Annotated in this window: 13 protein-coding genes; 11 read left to right on the top strand and 2 right to left on the bottom strand. The window is 65.5% G+C overall.

From position 1 onward, the window contains the following. The 9 genes from M3I53_RS17480 to M3I53_RS17440 all read left to right on the top strand — a co-directional run bounded on the left by M3I53_RS17480 (window position 1) and on the right by M3I53_RS17440 (window position 11,929). Window positions 1-642 (top strand): DUF502 domain-containing protein, encoded by a 642-nt coding sequence (locus tag M3I53_RS17480; protein ID WP_042266455.1) that lies wholly within the window; start codon window positions 1-3, stop codon window positions 640-642. Window positions 643-705: 63 nt separating this feature from the next. Beyond that, entirely contained in the window at window positions 706-2,511 is a 1,806-nt protein-coding gene (aspS, locus tag M3I53_RS17475; RefSeq protein ID WP_254317142.1) for an aspartate--tRNA ligase, read from the top strand. A 149-nt stretch (window positions 2,512-2,660) separates the two neighbouring features. Then, window positions 2,661-3,155, top strand: coding sequence for a dihydroneopterin triphosphate diphosphatase (gene nudB / locus M3I53_RS17470; protein ID WP_254317141.1), 495 nt, complete (start codon window positions 2,661-2,663; stop codon window positions 3,153-3,155). A 7-nt stretch (window positions 3,156-3,162) separates the two neighbouring features. Then, window positions 3,163-4,551 (top strand): cardiolipin synthase ClsB, encoded by a 1,389-nt coding sequence (gene clsB, locus M3I53_RS17465; RefSeq protein WP_254317140.1) that lies wholly within the window; start codon window positions 3,163-3,165, stop codon window positions 4,549-4,551. Window positions 4,552-4,793: 242 nt separating this feature from the next. Next, on the top strand, window positions 4,794-5,393 hold the full coding sequence (locus tag M3I53_RS17460) for a TetR/AcrR family transcriptional regulator (protein WP_254317139.1): 600 nt from the start codon (window positions 4,794-4,796) through the stop codon (window positions 5,391-5,393). Between the two features lie 70 nt (window positions 5,394-5,463). Then, entirely contained in the window at window positions 5,464-7,251 is a 1,788-nt protein-coding gene (locus M3I53_RS17455; RefSeq protein ID WP_254317138.1) for an acyl-CoA dehydrogenase C-terminal domain-containing protein, read from the top strand. Window positions 7,252-7,379: 128 nt separating this feature from the next. Continuing rightward, window positions 7,380-9,821: a 3-hydroxyacyl-CoA dehydrogenase/enoyl-CoA hydratase family protein gene (locus M3I53_RS17450; RefSeq protein WP_254317137.1), complete on the top strand. Its 2,442-nt coding sequence runs from the start codon at window positions 7,380-7,382 to the stop codon at window positions 9,819-9,821. Window positions 9,822-9,855: 34 nt separating this feature from the next. Continuing rightward, window positions 9,856-11,055, top strand: a complete 1,200-nt coding sequence (locus tag M3I53_RS17445) for an acetyl-CoA C-acyltransferase (RefSeq protein WP_254317136.1) — start codon at window positions 9,856-9,858, stop codon at window positions 11,053-11,055. Window positions 11,056-11,158: 103 nt separating this feature from the next. After that, the gene (locus M3I53_RS17440; protein WP_254317135.1) at window positions 11,159-11,929 is read left to right on the top strand and encodes an enoyl-CoA hydratase; all 771 of its coding nucleotides are present in this window, start codon (window positions 11,159-11,161) and stop codon (window positions 11,927-11,929) included. A gap of 14 nt (window positions 11,930-11,943) precedes the next feature. Here the strand turns inward: M3I53_RS17440 and fdhD are convergent, their stop codons facing one another. Further along, on the bottom strand, window positions 11,944-12,813 hold the full coding sequence (fdhD, locus tag M3I53_RS17435) for a formate dehydrogenase accessory sulfurtransferase FdhD (RefSeq protein ID WP_254317134.1): 870 nt from the start codon (window positions 12,811-12,813) through the stop codon (window positions 11,944-11,946). A 174-nt stretch (window positions 12,814-12,987) separates the two neighbouring features. Between fdhD and M3I53_RS17430 the strand changes: the two genes are divergently transcribed. Together M3I53_RS17430 and M3I53_RS17425 are read left to right on the top strand one after the other, a co-directional pair. Continuing rightward, window positions 12,988-13,470, top strand: a complete 483-nt coding sequence (locus tag M3I53_RS17430) for a nitrate reductase associated protein (protein ID WP_254317133.1) — start codon at window positions 12,988-12,990, stop codon at window positions 13,468-13,470. A gap of 249 nt (window positions 13,471-13,719) precedes the next feature. Then, complete coding sequence (locus tag M3I53_RS17425; protein ID WP_254317132.1) at window positions 13,720-17,247, top strand: EAL domain-containing protein; 3,528 nt, start codon at window positions 13,720-13,722, stop codon at window positions 17,245-17,247. A gap of 45 nt (window positions 17,248-17,292) precedes the next feature. On the opposite strand, the gene M3I53_RS17420 is transcribed toward M3I53_RS17425, so the two are convergent. Next, window positions 17,293-17,688 (bottom strand): acyl-CoA thioesterase, encoded by a 396-nt coding sequence (locus M3I53_RS17420; RefSeq protein WP_028206008.1) that lies wholly within the window; start codon window positions 17,686-17,688, stop codon window positions 17,293-17,295. Window positions 17,689-17,971 lie beyond the last annotated feature (283 nt).

Here is a 17,971-nt window from a genome sequence, read left to right as displayed (position 1 = left end):
ATGACGATCAAGAAAGCGACGTTCAAATCGGTATTCCTGACCGGCCTTCTGGTGCTGGTGCCGCTGGCCATCACGCTGTGGGTGCTGAACCTCGTCATCGGCACGATGGATCAGACGCTGCTGCTGCTGCCCGAATCGTGGCGGCCGGAGCGCATGTTCGGTGTGCGCCTGCCGGGACTCGGCGCGGTGCTGACGCTCGCGTTCATCTTCGGGGTCGGTCTGCTCACGCACAACTTCATCGGCCAGAAGCTGGTGGAGTGGTGGAACGCGCTGGTGCGCCGCATTCCGATCATCGGACCGCTGTACGGCAGCATCCAGCAGGTTTCCGATACACTGCTTTCGAGCAACGGCAATGCATTTCGCAAAGCGCTCCTGATCGAATACCCGCGCAAGGGTTCGTGGACGATCGCGTTTCTCACCGGCATTCCCGGCGGCGACGTGGTCAACCACCTGCAGGAAGATCACGTGAGCGTGTATGTCCCGACTACGCCGAATCCGACGTCGGGCTTTTTCCTGATGGTGCCAAAGAGCGAGGTGGTCGAGCTGGACATGACCGTCGACGCCGCGCTCAAGTATATTGTTTCGATGGGCGTGGTCGCGCCGGCAACCTCACCACGCCGCCCCATCGATCCTCCGCTTTAATACCGGACGACGCGCTGCTGCGCGCCGCTCCCGTTCATTCATGCATAACGAAAGACGAACATCATGTCGATGAGATCTGAATACTGCGGTCTGGTGACCGAACAGCTGCTGGGCCAAACTGTTTCGCTGTGCGGATGGGTGCAGCGCCGCCGCGACCATGGCGGCGTCATCTTCATCGACCTGCGCGACCGCGAGGGCCTCGTTCAGGTCGTCTGCGATCCGGACCGCGCGGAAATGTTCAAAATCGCCGAAGGCGTGCGCAACGAGTTCTGCGTGCAGGTCAAGGGTCTCGTTCGCACTCGTCCGGAAGGCACGGTCAACGCGAACCTCACGAGCGGCAAGATCGAAGTGCTGTGCCACGAAATCGTGGTGCTCAACGCATCGGTCACGCCGCCGTTCCAGCTCGACGACGACAACCTCTCGGAAACCACGCGCCTCACGCATCGGGTGCTCGACCTGCGCCGTCCGCAGATGCAGCACAACCTGCGTCTGCGCTACCGCGTGACGATGGCCGTGCGCAAGTATCTCGACGCGCTCGGCTTCATCGACATCGAAACGCCGATGCTCACGAAGAGCACGCCGGAAGGCGCGCGCGATTACCTCGTGCCGTCGCGCGTGAACGCGGGCCAGTTCTTCGCGCTGCCGCAGTCGCCGCAGCTCTTCAAGCAGTTGCTGATGGTGGCGAACTTCGATCGCTACTACCAGATCGTCAAGTGCTTCCGCGACGAAGACTTGCGCGCCGACCGTCAGCCCGAATTCACGCAGATCGACTGCGAAACGTCGTTCCTCGGCGAGCAGGAAATCCGCGACCTGTTCGAAGATATGGCGCGTCACGTGTTCAAGGAAACGATCGACGTCGAGCTCGACGCGAAGTTCCCGATCATGCCGTACTCGGAAGCCATGAGCCGCTTCGGTTCGGACAAGCCGGACCTGCGCGTGAAGCTCGAATTCACCGAGTTGACCGACGCCATGAAGGACGTCGACTTCAAGGTGTTCAGCGCACCGGCCAACACGAAGGACGGCCGCGTCGCGGCGCTGCGCGTGCCGAAGGGCGGCGAGCTGTCGCGCGGCGACATCGACGGCTACACGGAATTCGTGCGCATTTACGGCGCGAAGGGTCTCGCGTGGATCAAGGTCAACGAAGCCGCGAAGGGTCGTGACGGTCTGCAAAGCCCGATCGTCAAGAACCTGCACGACGCCGCGATTGCCGCGATCCTCGAGCGCACCGGCGCGCAAGACGGCGACATCATCTTCTTCGCGGCAGACCGTGCGAAGGTCGTGAACGACAGCCTCGGCGCACTGCGCCTGAAGATCGGCCACTCTGAGTTCGGCCGTGCCAACGGTCTCGTCGAGAAGGGCTGGAAGCCGCTGTGGGTCATCGACTTCCCGATGTTCGAGTACGACGAGGAAGAAAACCGCTACGTGGCCGCGCACCACCCGTTCACGAGCCCGAAGGACGAGCACCTGGAATACCTCGAAACGGATCCGGGCCGCTGCCTCGCCAAGGCTTACGACATGGTGCTGAACGGCTGGGAAATCGGCGGCGGCTCGGTGCGTATCTATCAGGAAGACGTGCAGAGCAAGGTGTTCCGCGCGCTCAAGATCAATGCGGAAGAAGCGCGCGCGAAGTTCGGCTTCCTGCTCGACGCGCTGCAATACGGCGCGCCGCCGCACGGCGGTATCGCGTTCGGTCTGGACCGCATCGTCACGATGATGGCCGGCGCCGATTCGATTCGCGACGTGATCGCGTTTCCGAAGACGCAACGCGCGCAGGACCTGCTTACGCAGGCCCCGAGCCCGGTGGACGAGCGCCAGCTGCGCGAACTGCACATCCGTCTGCGCCAGCCCGAGCAGAAGACGGCGCAGTAAGCCGCATTCGGCTGCTGTGAAGGCCCCCAGGGCTTTTGCATCGCAACAACAAAAAAGGCGCATCGTGCGCCTTTTTTGCTTTTTGCGTTAAATTATCTTTAGACGCGCCGCAAGCGCGCAGCGCGCGTTCCTCCCCACCCTCCAACACCATGCAGAAGCCGCCGAAGATTCCGGAATCCGTACTCGTCGTCATCCATACGCCGCAACTGGAGGTCCTGATCATCGAACGCGCTGACCGCCCGGGCTTCTGGCAGTCGGTCACCGGCTCGAAGGATCGACTCGACGAGTCGTTCGCCGAAACCGCCGTGCGCGAGGTGAGCGAGGAGACGGGTATTGCTGTGGGCGCCGTGAACGTACCGCCGGCGGCGCTGCTCGACTGGCACCACGAGATCGAGTACGAAATCTATCCCGTGTGGCGGCATCGCTACGCGCCCGGCGTCACGCGCAACACCGAGCACTGGTTCAGCCTGGAAGTGCCCAGGGGCACAGTCGTCACGCTCGCGCCGCGCGAGCATACGGCCTATGCGTGGCTGCCCAACGAGCAGGCGGCGGCGAAGTGCTTCTCGTGGTCGAACCGCGAGGCCATTCTGCAACTGCCCATGCGGCTACGCGAAGCGCGCGAAGGGTGTGAGGGACGCGGGTGAGCGCAACATGAGCGAAACCAGTACCGATCCCGGCATTGAATCGCAGCGTGTAGTGAGGCTGCGCGAGTCGCTGCTTGGCCGGCGCTATCGTTCGCGCTATCGCTTCACGAGCGGCAACGACGTGCGCCTGTTCGGCTCGAGCGCCGATTTGTTCGGCGCGATGATCGAGCGCATCGACGCCGCCGAGCGTGACGTCGCGCTCGAAACTTATATTTTCTGCGACGACGACATCGGCCGCGCACTCTCCGATGCGCTCATGCGCGCGGCGGCGCGCGGCGTGCGCGTGCGCGTCATCACCGACGGCATCGGCTCGCCGCGCATTGCGCTCTTCGAGACCTGGCCGGGCGCGGGGGTCGAGCACCGCGTCTACAACCCGCATATCTTCGGGCGCTTCGGCTTCTCGCGCACCCACCGCAAGCTCGCCGTGGTCGACGACCAGTTCGCCTTTTGCGGCGGCATCAACGTGATCGACGATTTCGAGCAGAACGGCCACAGGCTGCCGTACGCACGCTGGGATTTCGCCGTCGAACTGTCTGGCCCCGTGGTGGTGGACGTGCGACTCGCGATCGAGCAGCAGTGGCGGCGTATCCGGCTCGGCTACCGGCCGCCGCTGCCCCAGCAGGTGTCGCCCGGCGTGCCCGCGAGCGCGGGCTTCATGTCGCCGCATCCCACCGGGCATACGGTGGGTCGCCCCACGCTGATCGTCGACGACGCGCTGCGTGCGCTTGCGCCCACCGTTCGCTCGTCTCGGGCGAAACGCTTCTTCACGCGTCTGCGCGAACGCCTGCGCGCGAGTGTGCGCGATCCGCGCGCGGCGCAGGTTCCCTGCGTGGCGTTCGTCGCGCGCGACAACGTGGTGAACCGGCGCGCGATCGAAAAGGCTTATCTCGACGCCATCGGCGAGGCGCGCAAGGAAGTGCTGCTCGCCAATCCGTACTTCATGCCGGGCCGGCGGCTGCGTCGCGCGCTCGTGAGCGCCGCGGAACGCGGCGTCGCGGTCAAGCTTCTGGTCGGACGAAAGGAATTCAAGGTGCTCGACTACGGAGTGCCGTTCCTCTATCACCAGCTTCTCAGCGCCGGCGTGCAGATTGCGGAGTACGAGAAAACGATGCTCCACGGCAAGGTGGCCGTCGTCGATTCGAGCTGGGGCACCGTGGGTTCCTCGAACCTCGATGCACTCAGCCTCGTGCTCAACAACGAGGCCAACGTGCTGCTCGTGCAGCATCCGCAGATCGAACAGCTGCGCGGCGAGATCCTTGCGGCTTTCGGAGACGCCGCGCAGATCGACCGCGCGCGATACGAGGCACGGCCGTGGCAGGTGCGCGCCGTGAACTGGCTCGCGTGGGCGTTCTATCGTGCGCTCATGAAGCTCATCACCGTGGGCGGCTACGACTAGAAACAGAACGCTGCCATACGAATCCACGTACGTGCAATCGAGAGAATGTCGGCTTGCGCGCGGTGCCCGAACCCCGAAAATTAGAGTGCCGGTTAGAAATCGGTTTCTAATAAAGTCCTTGTTTCGCGGACGGCTGTCCTCAACAATAGTACGGCCGTTCGATTTAATTCAAGCCAAGATGTAAGCAGTTAATGAGCAGTTGACAGCGACATCGAGGCCACATCGTTACGGTAAAGAAAGCTATGCGAAAAGGCGAACAGACACGAGCCGCCATTCTGGATGCAGCACTCGACCTCTCAGGTCGCGATGGCCTTGAAGGCCTGACCATCGGCCTGCTCGCGGAGCGCATGCAGATGAGCAAGAGTGGCGTCTTTGCTCACTTCGGGTCTCGGGAGGACCTGCAGGTCGAGGTGGTGCGCGAGTACCACCGTCGATTCGAGGAAGAAGTCTTCTTTCCGAGTTTGCGCGAGCCACGCGGTTTGCCGCGTCTGCGTGCGATGCTGTCGCGATGGTTCGAGAAGCGCATTCACGAAGTCACGACCGGCTGCATCTACATCAGCGGCGCCGTCGAGTACGACGACCGCGCGGACAGCCAGGTGCGCGAGACGCTGGTCGCGAGCGTGTCGATGTGGCGCGCGGCGCTCCTGAGGGCCATTTCGCAGGCAATTGAAGAAGGCCATTTGCGCAAGGAGACCGATCCCGCGCTGATGCTCTTCGAACTGTATAGCGTGACGCTCGGCCTTCATCATGACGGCCGCTTCCTGCATCTGCCGGACGCGGTCGAGCATACGTGGGCCGCGTTCGAGAGGCTGATTGTTTCGTATCAGAGCGAGACCCAGTAGCGCCCAGGCCGCAACATCGAAGTCGCGGCGGCGCGCGAGGGACCCGAAGCTCAAATTTTGGAGAGAAGACATGGGACAGTACACCGCGCCGCTGCGCGACATGCAGTTCGTTCTGCACGAACTGCTGAACGTGGAAGGCGAAGTGAAGCAGATGCCGAAGCACGCCGACCTCGACGCCGACACCATCAACCAGGTGCTCGAAGAAGCCGGCAAATTCTGCTCCGAGGTGCTGTTTCCGCTGAACCAGATCGGCGACCGTGAGGGCTGCACCTACGCCGGCGACGGCGTCGTCACCACGCCCGCTGGTTTCAAGGAAGCGTACAGGCAATATGTCGAAGCCGGCTGGCCCGCGCTCGGCTGCGATCCCGAATACGGCGGCCAGGGCCTGCCCGCGTTCGTGAACAACGCGCTCTACGAAATGCTGAACTCGGCGAACCAGGCGTGGACCATGTACCCGGGTCTCTCGCATGGCGCCTACGAGTGTCTGCATGCGCACGGCACGCCCGAACTCCAGAAGGCGTATCTGCCGAAGCTCGTTGCAGGCGTGTGGACCGGCACGATGTGCCTGACCGAGCCGCACTGCGGCACCGACCTCGGCATCCTGCGCACCAAGGCCGAGCCCAACGGCGACGGCTCGTACGCGATCACCGGCACGAAGATCTTCATCTCGAGCGGTGAGCACGACATGGCCGAGAACATCGTCCACCTCGTGCTCGCGCGCCTGCCTGATGCGCCGCCGGGAACCAAGGGCATCTCGCTGTTCGTCGTGCCGAAGTTCATCCCCACGGCAGCCGGCGAAGTGGGCGAGCGCAACGGCATCAAGTGCGGCTCGATCGAGCACAAGATGGGCATTCACGGCAACGCGACGTGCGTGATGAATCTCGACGGCGCGAAGGGCTGGCTCGTCGGCGAACCGAACAAGGGCTTGAACGCCATGTTCGTGATGATGAACGCGGCGCGTCTGGGCGTCGGCATGCAAGGCCTCGGCCTCACCGAAGTCGCGTACCAGAACTCGCTCGTCTATGCGAAGGAGCGCCTGCAGATGCGCTCGCTGACGGGCCCGAAGGCGCCCGAGAAGGCCGCTGACCCGATCATCGTGCATCCGGACGTGCGCCGCATGCTGCTCACGCAGAAGGCATGGGCCGAAGGCGCGCGCGCGTTCACCTACTGGTCGGCGCTGCAGATCGACAAGGAGCTCTCGCACGGCGACGAAGGCGAGCGCAAGGAAGCGGCCGACCTCGTCGCGCTGCTCACGCCGATCATCAAGGCCTTCCTCACCGACAACGCGTTCGAGAGCACCAACCTCGGCATGCAGGTGTTCGGCGGCCACGGTTTCATCTCCGAGTGGGGCATGGAGCAGTATGTGCGCGACGCGCGTATCAACCAGATCTACGAAGGCACGAACACGATCCAGTCGCTCGACCTGCTGGGCCGCAAAGTGCTGGGCGACATGGGCGCGAAGCTCAAGAAGTTCGGCAAGCTCGTGACGGATTTCGTCGAAGCCGAAGGCGTCAAGCCGGAAATGCAGGAGTTCGTGAATCCGCTCGCTGACATCGGCGACAAGATGCAGAAGCTCACGATGGAAATCGGCATGAAGGCGATGCAGAACCCGGACGAAGTGGGCGCGGCCGCGGTGCCGTATCTGCGCACGGCGGGCCACCTCGTGTTCGCGTACTTCTGGGCACGCATGGCGCGCGTCGCGCTCGACAAGGAAAGCTCGGGCGATCCGTTCTACAGGTCGAAGCTGGCCACGGCGCGTTTCTATTTCGCGAAGCTGCTGCCCGAAACGGCCACGTCGATCCGCCAGGCGCGCGCGGGTTCGAAGACGCTGATGGAAGTCGACGAAGCGCTGTTCTAAACGCCAACGGGCGCGCGCTTCTCAAAGGCGCGCGCCAGTCAACACGATGTCCAGAGGCGGCCCACGTTGACGCGCGCCGCCCTCAAACCTCAATCCGCTCGACATTGCATACCAGCTGGAGGAACAACGTGAGCAACCTCAATATTCGCAAGGTGGCCGTGCTCGGCGCCGGCGTGATGGGCGCGCAGATCGCCGCGCACCTGATCAACGCCCGCGTGCCCGTGCTGCTGTTCGATTTGCCCGCGAAAGAAGGCCCGAAGAACGCCATCGCGCTGAAGGCGATCGAGACGCTCAAGAAGCTCTCGCCCGCGCCCTTCGGCATGAAGGACGACGCGCAATACATCACGCCCGCGAACTACGAAGACGACATCGCAAAGCTTGCGGAATGCGACGTGGTGATCGAGGCGATCGCCGAACGCATGGACTGGAAACACGACCTCTACAAGAAGGTCGCGCCGCACCTCGGCCCGAACGCGATTTTCGCAACCAACACCTCGGGCCTGTCGATCACCGAACTCTCGCATGGCTTCGACGATGCGTTGAAGGCGCGCTTCTGCGGCGTGCACTTCTTCAACCCGCCGCGCTACATGCACCTTGTCGAGCTGATTCCGACGTCGCAAACGAAGCCCGAAATCCTCGACCAGCTCGAATCGTTCCTAACGAGCGTGGTAGGCAAGGGCGTGGTGCGCGCGAAGGACACGCCGAACTTCATCGCGAACCGCGTGGGCGTGTTCTCGATCCTCGCGGTGATCGCCGAGGCGAAGAAGTTCGGTCTGCGTTTCGACGAAGTCGATGACCTCACGGGCGCACGCCTTGGCCGCGCGAAGTCGGCGACGTTCCGCACGGCCGACGTCGTGGGTCTCGACACGATGGCGCACGTCATCAAGACGATGCAGGACAACCTGAAGGACGACCCGTTCTTCCCTGTGTATGAGACGCCGGCCGTGCTCGCGGGTCTCGTGGCGAAGGGCGCGCTCGGCCAGAAGACGGGCGGCGGTTTCTATCGCAAGGAAGGCCGTGCCATCAAGGTGCTCGACGCCAACACGGGCGAGTACGTCGACGGCGGCGGCAAGGCCGACGAACTGGTGGGCCGCATCCTCAAGCGTCCGCCCGCCGAGCGCCTGAAGCTCTTGCGCGAAACGCAACATCCGCAGGCGCAGTTCCTGTGGTCGATCTTCCGCGACGTGTTCCACTACATCGGCGTGCATCTGCAGTCGATCGCGGACAACGCGCGCGACGTCGATCTCGCGATCCGCTGGGGCTTCGGCTGGAACGAAGGTCCGTTCGAAGGCTGGCAGGCCGCGGGCTGGAAGCAGGTCGCCGAGTGGGTGAAGGAAGACATCGACGCGGGCAAGGCGCTGTCGAATGCACCGCTGCCCGCCTGGGTGTTCGAAGGCCCGGTCGCCGCGAACGGCGGCGTGCACGGCGCGGAAGGTTCGTGGTCGCCGGCCGAAGCGCGCTTCGTGCCGCGCTCGACTCTGCCGGTGTACGAGCGTCAGGTGTTCCGTGCGGCGCTGTTCGGTGAAACGAGCGCACGCGATCCGAAGACCTACGGCAAGACGCTGTTCGAGAACGACAACCTGCGCGCCTGGGTGGACGACCGCGCGGGCGAGGACGACGTCGTCATCGTCTCGTACAAGAGCAAGATGAACACGATGGGCCCGGCCCTGCTCGACTCGCTCGTGACGGCCATCGACATCGCGGAAGACGGCTACAAGGGCCTCGTGATCTGGCAGCCGACGTCGCTCAAGCTCGGCGCGCCGGGCGGCCCGTTCTCGGCAGGCGCGAACCTCGAAGAGGCGATGCCCGCGTTCATGATGGGCGGGGCGAAGGGCATCGAGCCGTTCGTGAAGAAGTTCCAGGACACGATGCTGCGCGTGAAGTACGCGAACGTGCCGGTGATCACGGCGGTCTCGGGCATCGCGCTCGGCGGCGGCTGCGAAATCATGCTGCAGAGCGCGAAGCGCGTAGCGCACGTCGAGAGCTACGTCGGCCTCGTGGAAGTGGGCGTGGGTCTCGTGCCCGCGGGCGGCGGCCTGAAGGAGGCGGCGATTCGCGCGGCTGAAGGCGCAGCGGCGATTGGCGCGGTACCGAGCGATCTGCTCCGGTTCCTGCAGAAGTCGTTCGAAAACGCGGCGATGGCGAAGGTTTCGGCCTCGGCGCACGAAGCACGCGCGATGGGCTACCTGAAGCCTTCGGACACGATCGTCTTCAATGTGTTCGAACTGCTCGACACGGCGAAGAAGGAAGCGCGCGCACTCTCCGCCGCGGGCTACCGTCCGCCGCTGCGCGCCACGCAGATTCCGGTGGCGGGCCGCTCGGCGATCTCGACCATCAAGGCATCGCTCGTGAATATGCGCGACGGCCGCTTCATCAGCGATCACGACTTCCTGATCGCGAGCCGCATCGCGGAAGCGGTGTGCGGCGGCGACGTCGAGGCGGGCAGCCTCGTCGACGAAGAATGGTTGCTCAAGCTCGAGCGCCGCGCCTTCGTCGATCTGCTCGGTACGCAGAAGACGCAGGAACGCATCATGGGCATGCTGCAAACCGGCAAGCCGGTGCGCAACTAAGCGGCACGACGCACACCAGATACTGGAGTAAGAGATGAGCAAACAGTTGCAGGACGCATACATCGTCGCCGCGAGCCGCACGCCCATCGGCAAGGCCCCGCGCGGCGTGTTCAGGAACACCCGCCCGGACGAGCTGCTGGTTCACGCGATCAGGTCGGCCGTGGCGCAGGTGCCCGGCCTCGACACGAGCGTGATCGAAGACGCCATCGTCGGCTGCGCGATTCCGGAAGCCGAGCAGGGCCTGAACGTGGCGCGTATCGGCGCGCTGCTCGCGGGTCTGCCGCAGAGCGTGGGCGGCGTGACCGTCAACCGCTTCTGCGCATCGGGCCTCACGGCGCTCGCGATGGCCGCGGACCGCATCCGCGTGGGCGAGTCCGACGCGATGATCGCGGGCGGCTGCGAGTCGATGAGCATGGTGCCGATGATGGGCAACAAGCCGTCGCTCTCGCCGCACATCTTCGATCGCAGCGAAGACATCGGCATTGCTTATGGCATGGGCTTGACCGCTGAGAAGGTCGCGGAGCGCTGGAAAGTGAGCCGCGAAGCGCAGGACGCGTTCTCGGTCGAATCGCACCGCCGCGCGCTCGCCGCGCAGCAGGCCGGCGAGTTCAAGGACGAGATCGCGCCGTACACGCTCGTCGAGCGTTCCCCCGATCTCGCTTCGGGCGAAGTGAAGGTGAAGGAGCGCCTGATCGAGCTGGACGAAGGCCCGCGTGCGGATACCACGCTCGAAGGCCTCGCGAAGCTGCGCGCGGTGTTCGCCAACAAGGGCTCGGTCACGGCCGGCAACAGCTCGCAGACGTCGGATGGCGCGGGCGCGCTGATCGTCGTCTCCGAGAAGATCCTCAAGCAGTTCAACCTCACGCCGCTCGCGCGTTTCGTGAGCTTCGCGGTGCGCGGCGTGCCGCCGGAGATCATGGGCATCGGTCCGAAGGAAGCGATTCCGGCGGCGCTGAAGGCTGCGGGCCTGAAGCAGGACGATCTCGACTGGATCGAGCTGAACGAGGCGTTCGCCGCGCAGTCGCTGGCGGTGATCCAGGACCTCGGCCTCGATCCTTCGAAGATCAACCCGCTTGGCGGCGCGATTGCGCTGGGCCACCCGCTCGGCGCGACGGGCGCGATCCGCGCCTCGACGGTCGTGCACGGCCTGCGCCGCCGCAACTACAAGTACGGCATGGTGACGATGTGTGTCGGCACCGGCATGGGCGCGGCGGGCATCATCGAACGGCTGTAAGCGTTCATCCGGTTAGCGCATTGGCGTTATCGACACGGTTCGCAGACTTCGCGGTCTGCGAACCGTTTTTCGTATCACGATTGGGATGCGAGGAGACAGGTACATGAGCAACGAAATCCTGGTAGCACCCGAAAACGGCGTGCTCACGATCACCATCGATCGGCCCGCGCGCAAGAACGCGCTCACCACCGCGATGTATCAGGCGATGGCCGACGCGCTCAACGGCGCAAACAACGACGCCTCGGTGCGCGCGGCGCTGCTGCGCGGCCATGCCGAGATCTTCACGGCCGGCAACGACATCGAAGACTTTCTGAAGGGACCGCCCGCGGGCGCCGATTCGCCCGTGATCCGCTTTCTCGACGCCATCGCGGCGTTCGAGAAACCGCTCGTCGCCGCGGTGAAAGGGCCGGCGATCGGCGTGGGGACGACGCTGCTGCTGCATTGCGACATGGTCTATGCCGCCGAAAGCGCGCGTTTTGCCGTGCCATTCGCGCAACTCGGGCTGTGCCCAGAAGCCGCTTCGTCGCTGCTGCTGCCGCGCATTGCGGGCTACCAGGGCGCGGCGGAAAAGCTGCTGCTCGGCGAAACTTTCGACGCGGTGGAAGCGCATCGCATGGGCTTCGTGAACCGCGTGCTGCCGGCGGCCGAGCTTGACGCGTTTGTCAGCGGACAACTGGCGAAGCTCGTGGCGCTGCCCGCGTCGTCGCTGCGCGTAACCAAGTCGCTCATGAAGCGCGGGGACACGCACGAGGTCAAGACGCGCATGAGCGAAGAGTTCGTGCACTTCGGCAAGATGCTGCTCGCGCCCGAAGCGCGCGAGGCGTTCACGGCTTTCCTCGAAAAGCGCAAGCCCGATTTCCGGCAGTTCGATTAAACGCTAACCGCGCGTCACGCCGTTTCGTAATCGACGTACCCGGACTCGCGGCAAAAGCTCACGAGCCGCAGTCCGGCGCGCTTTGCGATGGCGATGGCAAGCGAGGAGGGCGCCGAGATCGTCGCGACCATAGGAATGCCCACGCGCGCGGCCTTGCGCACCAGCTCGTAGCTCGCGCGGCTGGAGAGGAAGACGAAGCCCTGCTGTGTGTCGGCGCGCTCCATCACGAGCTGGCCGATGAGCTTGTCGAGCGCGTTGTGGCGGCCCACGTCCTCGTAGGCGCGCAGGATCGCGCCGTGTTCGTCGCACCACGCGGCCGCGTGCAGGCCGCCGGTGAGCTTCGTTAGCGCCTGGTGTTGCGGCAGTTCGCGTGCGGCGCGCGCGATGGCGTCGGGAGCCAGGCGCGCGGCGAAGCCCGTATCGGGCACCAGTTCGGGCTCGAGGTCGAGCAGATCGATGCTCTCGATGCCGCACACGCCGCAGCCGCTGCGCCCGGCGAGCGCGCGGCGCTTTTCCTTGAGTTCGACGAACGCCTGCTGCACCACGGTCAAGTGGACTTCGGCGTGCGGCAGATCCGATTCTGCATGCCAGTACACCTCGACGTCCTGAATGTCGGCGTTGCGCCCGACGATGCCTTCGGAAATCGCGAAGCCTACGGCGAACGCTTCGAGGTCGCGCGGCGTGCACATCATCACCGCGTGCGAAATGCCGTTGAAGACGAGCGCGACGGGCCATTCCTGGCCCACGTAATCCTCTCGTGTTTCCACGGTGCCGCCGCGGTGCCGGTGCACGCGCAATTCGATGGCGCCAGGCTGGCCTTCGGTTTCGAGGGGATGCGTCGGCGGATTCGGCGTCGCGATCTGCGGCCGGTCTGCGGTGCTCATTGGCGTGCGGGTTGGGGTACGAGTTGAAGGGGACAAGCGCGAAACTCCATCAGTCCTTGTGCGGCGCGGTACCGCAGCGCCGCCGGGGACAGCGGGGCCGCGCCGCGCGCGGAAGGTTCTAAAATACCTCAAGCGGGCCGCCCGCGCTTATGCCCGCCTCGCGAGGATACCGTCATGGCATTGAACGAAGCTCCGCTGCTTTTCCGGTTCGAGGTCGACTCGTCGGAAAACCTCACCTATATCCCGATGTGCGTGCGCTTCAACCTGGATCGCTTTGGTCTGCGCATTTCTCTCGCGCAATGGCAGTTGCTGCCCTATGAGGACCGCCGGCTGCTGGCGTGTTTCCCTGTGGACGAGGACGCGCAAATCGAGCCCAATTTCGACCACGCGCTCTTCGAGATGATGCGCACGCACGCGAACGTCGAGCCGGAATGGTTCGCGCCCGAAGAAGCGCCGGCCTGGCGCGACGTGAACGCGGTGCCCGGCGGCATTGCGCTGCAGTCCGAGCTTGCCAGCCTGCAGGCGCCGGACCTCGAGGAGTGGGCGCAGCTCGACCCGTTCCAGCGCTACGTGCTTGCAAAGCTCGCGCGCAAACCCGAGAGCAATCACGACTTCGCGCCGGCGATGCACGAGTTCGGGCTGGCGGTGCCGCGGTGACTTGTTAAACGCTGTTTCCCGCCGGTCCCGCGCGCCACGATTCATCGCGATCCCTACCCGATTCCCGCTGACGGCCGGCTGCCCCGCGCAGCCGCGGGTCGTTTTCCGCTTCTTTCTCCACATTTACCCTCAAGACCCGGCCGGCCCTGCCGTTATTTCGGGTTGGCGCGTCAGGCGCCGACCGGTCGCGCGCAGTCGTGACCCATCATCCCGCGCTCACGGCGCGGGCGCGAACGACGCTCGGCATTCATGAACCTTCTTTTTTCGAAGCGCCAACTCATCAATCTGGCCGTCGTCTCGGCGGCCGTCGGCGCGAACGCTTTTGTTGCGTGGACGCAGATCGACGGTCAGCGCGAGATCGACCAGCGCGCGAGCCAGGCGGCGACGATCCGTCACGACCTCGACCGCTATCGCGATGCGCTCGGCAGCGGCGTGAGCGCGCTGGGCCGTTTCGCCGTGCAGGGTCAGCCGGAGTCTGCCGCCGCGCACGACGCGCGCGCCGCCATGCTCGACGAAACCGCCCGTGCCCTGCGAGCGAAGCTGGCTGGCAACGCCGACCTCGCAGCCCGTTTCGACGCGCTGGCGGGGCAGGGAGCCACGATTGCGAGCGAGATCGACGTGACGCTTGCGCGCGCCGAGCAGCGCGTTGCCGACGAGGGCGGGCAGGCGGCCGTGGCGGCGGGGGCGAGCGGGACGGTCGCAACGCAGCCTGTACCGGCTGACGGTGCGTCCAGCCAGGAATTCGGCACGGCGACGCCCGCGAACGCCGCGCGCTCGCCCGCGGCGCCGTGGGCAGCCCGCGAGGCGCTCGCCCGCAACGCCGCCGCCGCGAAGACGATTCAACCCGGGAACACCGCAGACGCGCGCATGGCCGGTCATGTCGTGACAGGCACGATCTTGCCGCTGCACGCCGCGGCGGACGAGGCGGCGAGCGCCGTGACGCTGGATACGCTCACAGTGGCACCGGCTGTCGCGAACGGCGCGGCGAATGGTGCCCAGCGCCCCATCGTGGGGACCGCTGCGCTGCCTGACCCGGCAACGCTGTCGCCCGCCGCGGCCGCGTGGCTCGCCGGCGAATACATCCGCCTCGACAACCTCGTGGACCAGCTCGACGGGCAGCTCGCGTCGCTGCAACGCGCGGAAGATCTGGCGCTCGCCGCCGCGCTCGCCGACTCGGAGCGCTCGGGCGGCCGCGCGCTGTTGCTGCTGATCGTGACGATGCTCGCGGGCGGGACGCTGCTGATCTACACGTTCGGCGCGCGCGAGAGCGCCGCCCGAGAGAAGCTGCGCGCCGTGAGCGGCATGCGCCTGCGCAGCGAGCGCTTTCAGGGTCTGTTCGACGCGCATCCGGTGCCGATGTACGTGTTCGACCGCGAGACGCTGCGTTTTCTCGCGGTGAACGCCGCCGCGATTCAGCAGTACGGCTACAGCGAGGAAGAATTCCTCGCGATGACGATCCGCGAAATCCGTCCCGCCGAGGACGTCTCGCGGCTCGAGCAACACCTCACGCGCTCGGACATGGTCACGCAGAACGTGCGCATGATGGCCGGCATCTGGCACCATCGCCGCCGCGACGGCTCGATCATCAGCGCCGACATCTCGCATCACTCGCTCACCTTCCTCGGCCGCGACGCCGTGTTCGTGCTCGCCGACGACGTGACCGAGCAGATCCAGGCCGAAGCGGAGGCGCAGCGCTCGAACCAGATGCTCGAGTCGGTGATCGACAACATCCCGCAGCGCATCTTCTGGAAGGACGCGCAGTCGCGCTATCTCGGCTGCAACATGACCTTCGCGCGGGACGCGGGCCTCGCGTACCCCGAGCAGATTATCGGCAAGTCCGACGACGACCTGCCGTGGCGGGCCTACGCCGACGGCATGCGCGAACAGGACCGCGAGGTGATCGACTCGGGACTGCCGCGTATCAACTATGAGGACAACCACACGATCGACGGCCTGCATCGCACGACGCTCACGAGCAAGCTGCCGCTGCTCGATGGCGACGGCCGCGTGATCGGCGTGCTCGGCTCGTACTCGGACACCACCGAAAGCAAGCGCGCCGACCTCGCGCTGCGCCTGCAAAGCCGCGCGCTCGACGCGTGCGTGAATGCCATTCTGATCACCGCGCCGGGCCCGGGCGGCAGCAACTTGATCGAGTACGCGAATCCGGCGTTTCGCCGCATCACGGGCTTCGATCCGGCCGAGGTGATCGGCCAGGACTGCCGCCTCCTGCAGCGCGACGACCGCGATCAGGACGGACTCATCGCGGTGCGCAAGGCGCTGCTTTCCAATCGCGAAGTGAGCGCCGTGCTGCGCAACTATCGCAAGGACGGCGCGCTCTTCTGGAATCAGTTGCTGATCGCGCCGGTGCCCGATCTCGACGGCCGCATCACGCACCACATCGGTATCATCAACGACGTGACCGAGCTGATCCGCTACCAGGAGCAGCTCGAATATCAGGCGAACTACGACAGCCTCACGCTGCTGCCCAACCGCAACCTGCTGCGCGACCGTCTCCAGCACGCGCTGCTCGCGGCGCAGCGGCACGACACGGGCGTGGCAGTGGTGTTCATCGACCTCGACGGCTTCAAGAACGTCAACGACAGTCTCGGTCACAGCGTGGGCGACCGGCTGCTGGGTGTGGTGGCCGAGCGGCTCCAGCGCTGCACGCGCACGACCGACACGGTCGCGCGCCACGGCGGCGACGAGTTCGTGATCGTGCTCACCGACACCATCGACGAGAAGTCGCTGATCGGCTGGATGGAGCGGGCGCGCGCGCTGATCTCGGAGCCGGCGTGGATCGACGGCACCGAGCTGTACGTGGGCTGCAGCATGGGCGCGAGCGTCTTCCCGCAGGACGGCAACGACGCCGAAACGCTCATGAAGAAGGCCGACGTCGCGATGTACCGCGCGAAGGACATGGGCCGCAACACGTTCCAGTTCTTCCAGCCCGAGATGAACGCGAATGTGGGGGCGCGCCTGAATCTGGAGCGGCGCCTGCGCCGGGCGCTGCGCGACAGCGAGTTCCTGCTGCACTACCAGCCGCAGGTGGAGATCGAGGGCGGGCGCATCATCGGCATGGAGGCGCTCGTGCGCTGGCGCGATCCCGAGGTAGGGCTCGTCTCGCCTGCGCAGTTCATTCCCGTGGCGGAGGAAAGCGGCCTGATCGGCCCGCTTTCCGACTGGGTGCTGCGCGAAGCCTGCCGGCAGAATCGCGCGTGGCAGCTCGCGGGGCTGCCGCCCGTGCGCGTGTCCGTGAACTTCTCGGCGAAGACGTTCCACCAGCGAGACATTGCGCAGCTCGTGAAGGACGTGCTGCAGGAAACCGGCCTGGAGGCCTGCTGGCTCGAAATCGAGCTGACCGAGAGCACCCTCATGCGCAATGCCGAAGAAGCCGTGTCGATGTTGAACGAGCTGCACGCGCTCGGCATCGGCATTGCCATCGACGACTTCGGCACCGGCTATTCGAGCCTGAGCTACCTGAAGCGTCTGCCTGTGGACCGGCTCAAGATCGACCGCTCGTTCGTGGCCGACATCGGCACGAGCAGCGACGACGAAACGATCACGGCGGCCATCATCGCGCTTGCGCACGAGCTGCAGTTGCAGGTGATCGCGGAAGGGGTGGAGACCTCGGCGCAGTTCGCCTTCCTGCGCGAGCGCGCGTGCGACGAGCTGCAAGGCTACTTCTTCGCACCGCCGCTGCCCGGCGACGAGGCCGCGGCGCTGTTGCGCGCGAGCGCGACCTACGAGGAAACGCCCGGGCTCGCGTGGACGGATTGAGCCCCGCGCTACGGCCGGGCGTTCGCGATTGCCTCGGCGTTGCCGTTATTCGATCGGCGGCAACTGACGCGGGCGGCGGTCAGCGCCGGTGGCGACATAGGTGAGCGTGGCTTCCGTCACCTTGACGACTTCCTCCTGGAGCCGCATGCGCTGCGCGTACACCTCGACCTCGACGGTCACCGACGTGTTGCCGGTCTTGACGATGTCGGCGTAGAAACTCAGCAGATCGCCCACGAACACCGGTTGCTTGAACACGAACGAGTTCACGGCGACGGTCGCGACGCGTCCGTTCGCACGGCGGCTCGCCGGAATCGAGCCGGCAATGTCGACCTGCGCCATGATCCAGCCGCCGAAGACATCGCCGTGAACGTTGGCGTCCGAGGGTTGCGGCACGACGCGCAGCGCAGGCGATTTTTGAGGGAGCGGGAAGGAGTCGGTCATTGGGCATCCATGAAAAGGGATCGAACGGCGCAAGGCGTTGCGGCGCGGGTCCGGGGCCCGCGTTGGGCGCCCAGCGGCGTGCGCCGCCTTCTGCGACAATAGGTCGATCAGGAATTGTACGGGAAAGCATCAGGCGCGGCGGGCGCGTCGATTAGAGCCCTCCACCTTTGCGAAACCCGTCGCCAGGAACCTCACATCTATCCCACATGACTCGCCGTGCCGTTTGCGCCGCGCCAGCTTCCGGTTCCCGAACCGGCCCTGGCGCGCCGCCTGGCACAGGCAT

It is taken from the genome of Paraburkholderia sp. CNPSo 3272, assembly GCF_024206495.1.
Taxonomy (GTDB): Bacteria; Pseudomonadota; Gammaproteobacteria; order Burkholderiales; family Burkholderiaceae; genus Paraburkholderia.
This window is presented reverse-complemented; position numbering and strand designations above follow the sequence as displayed.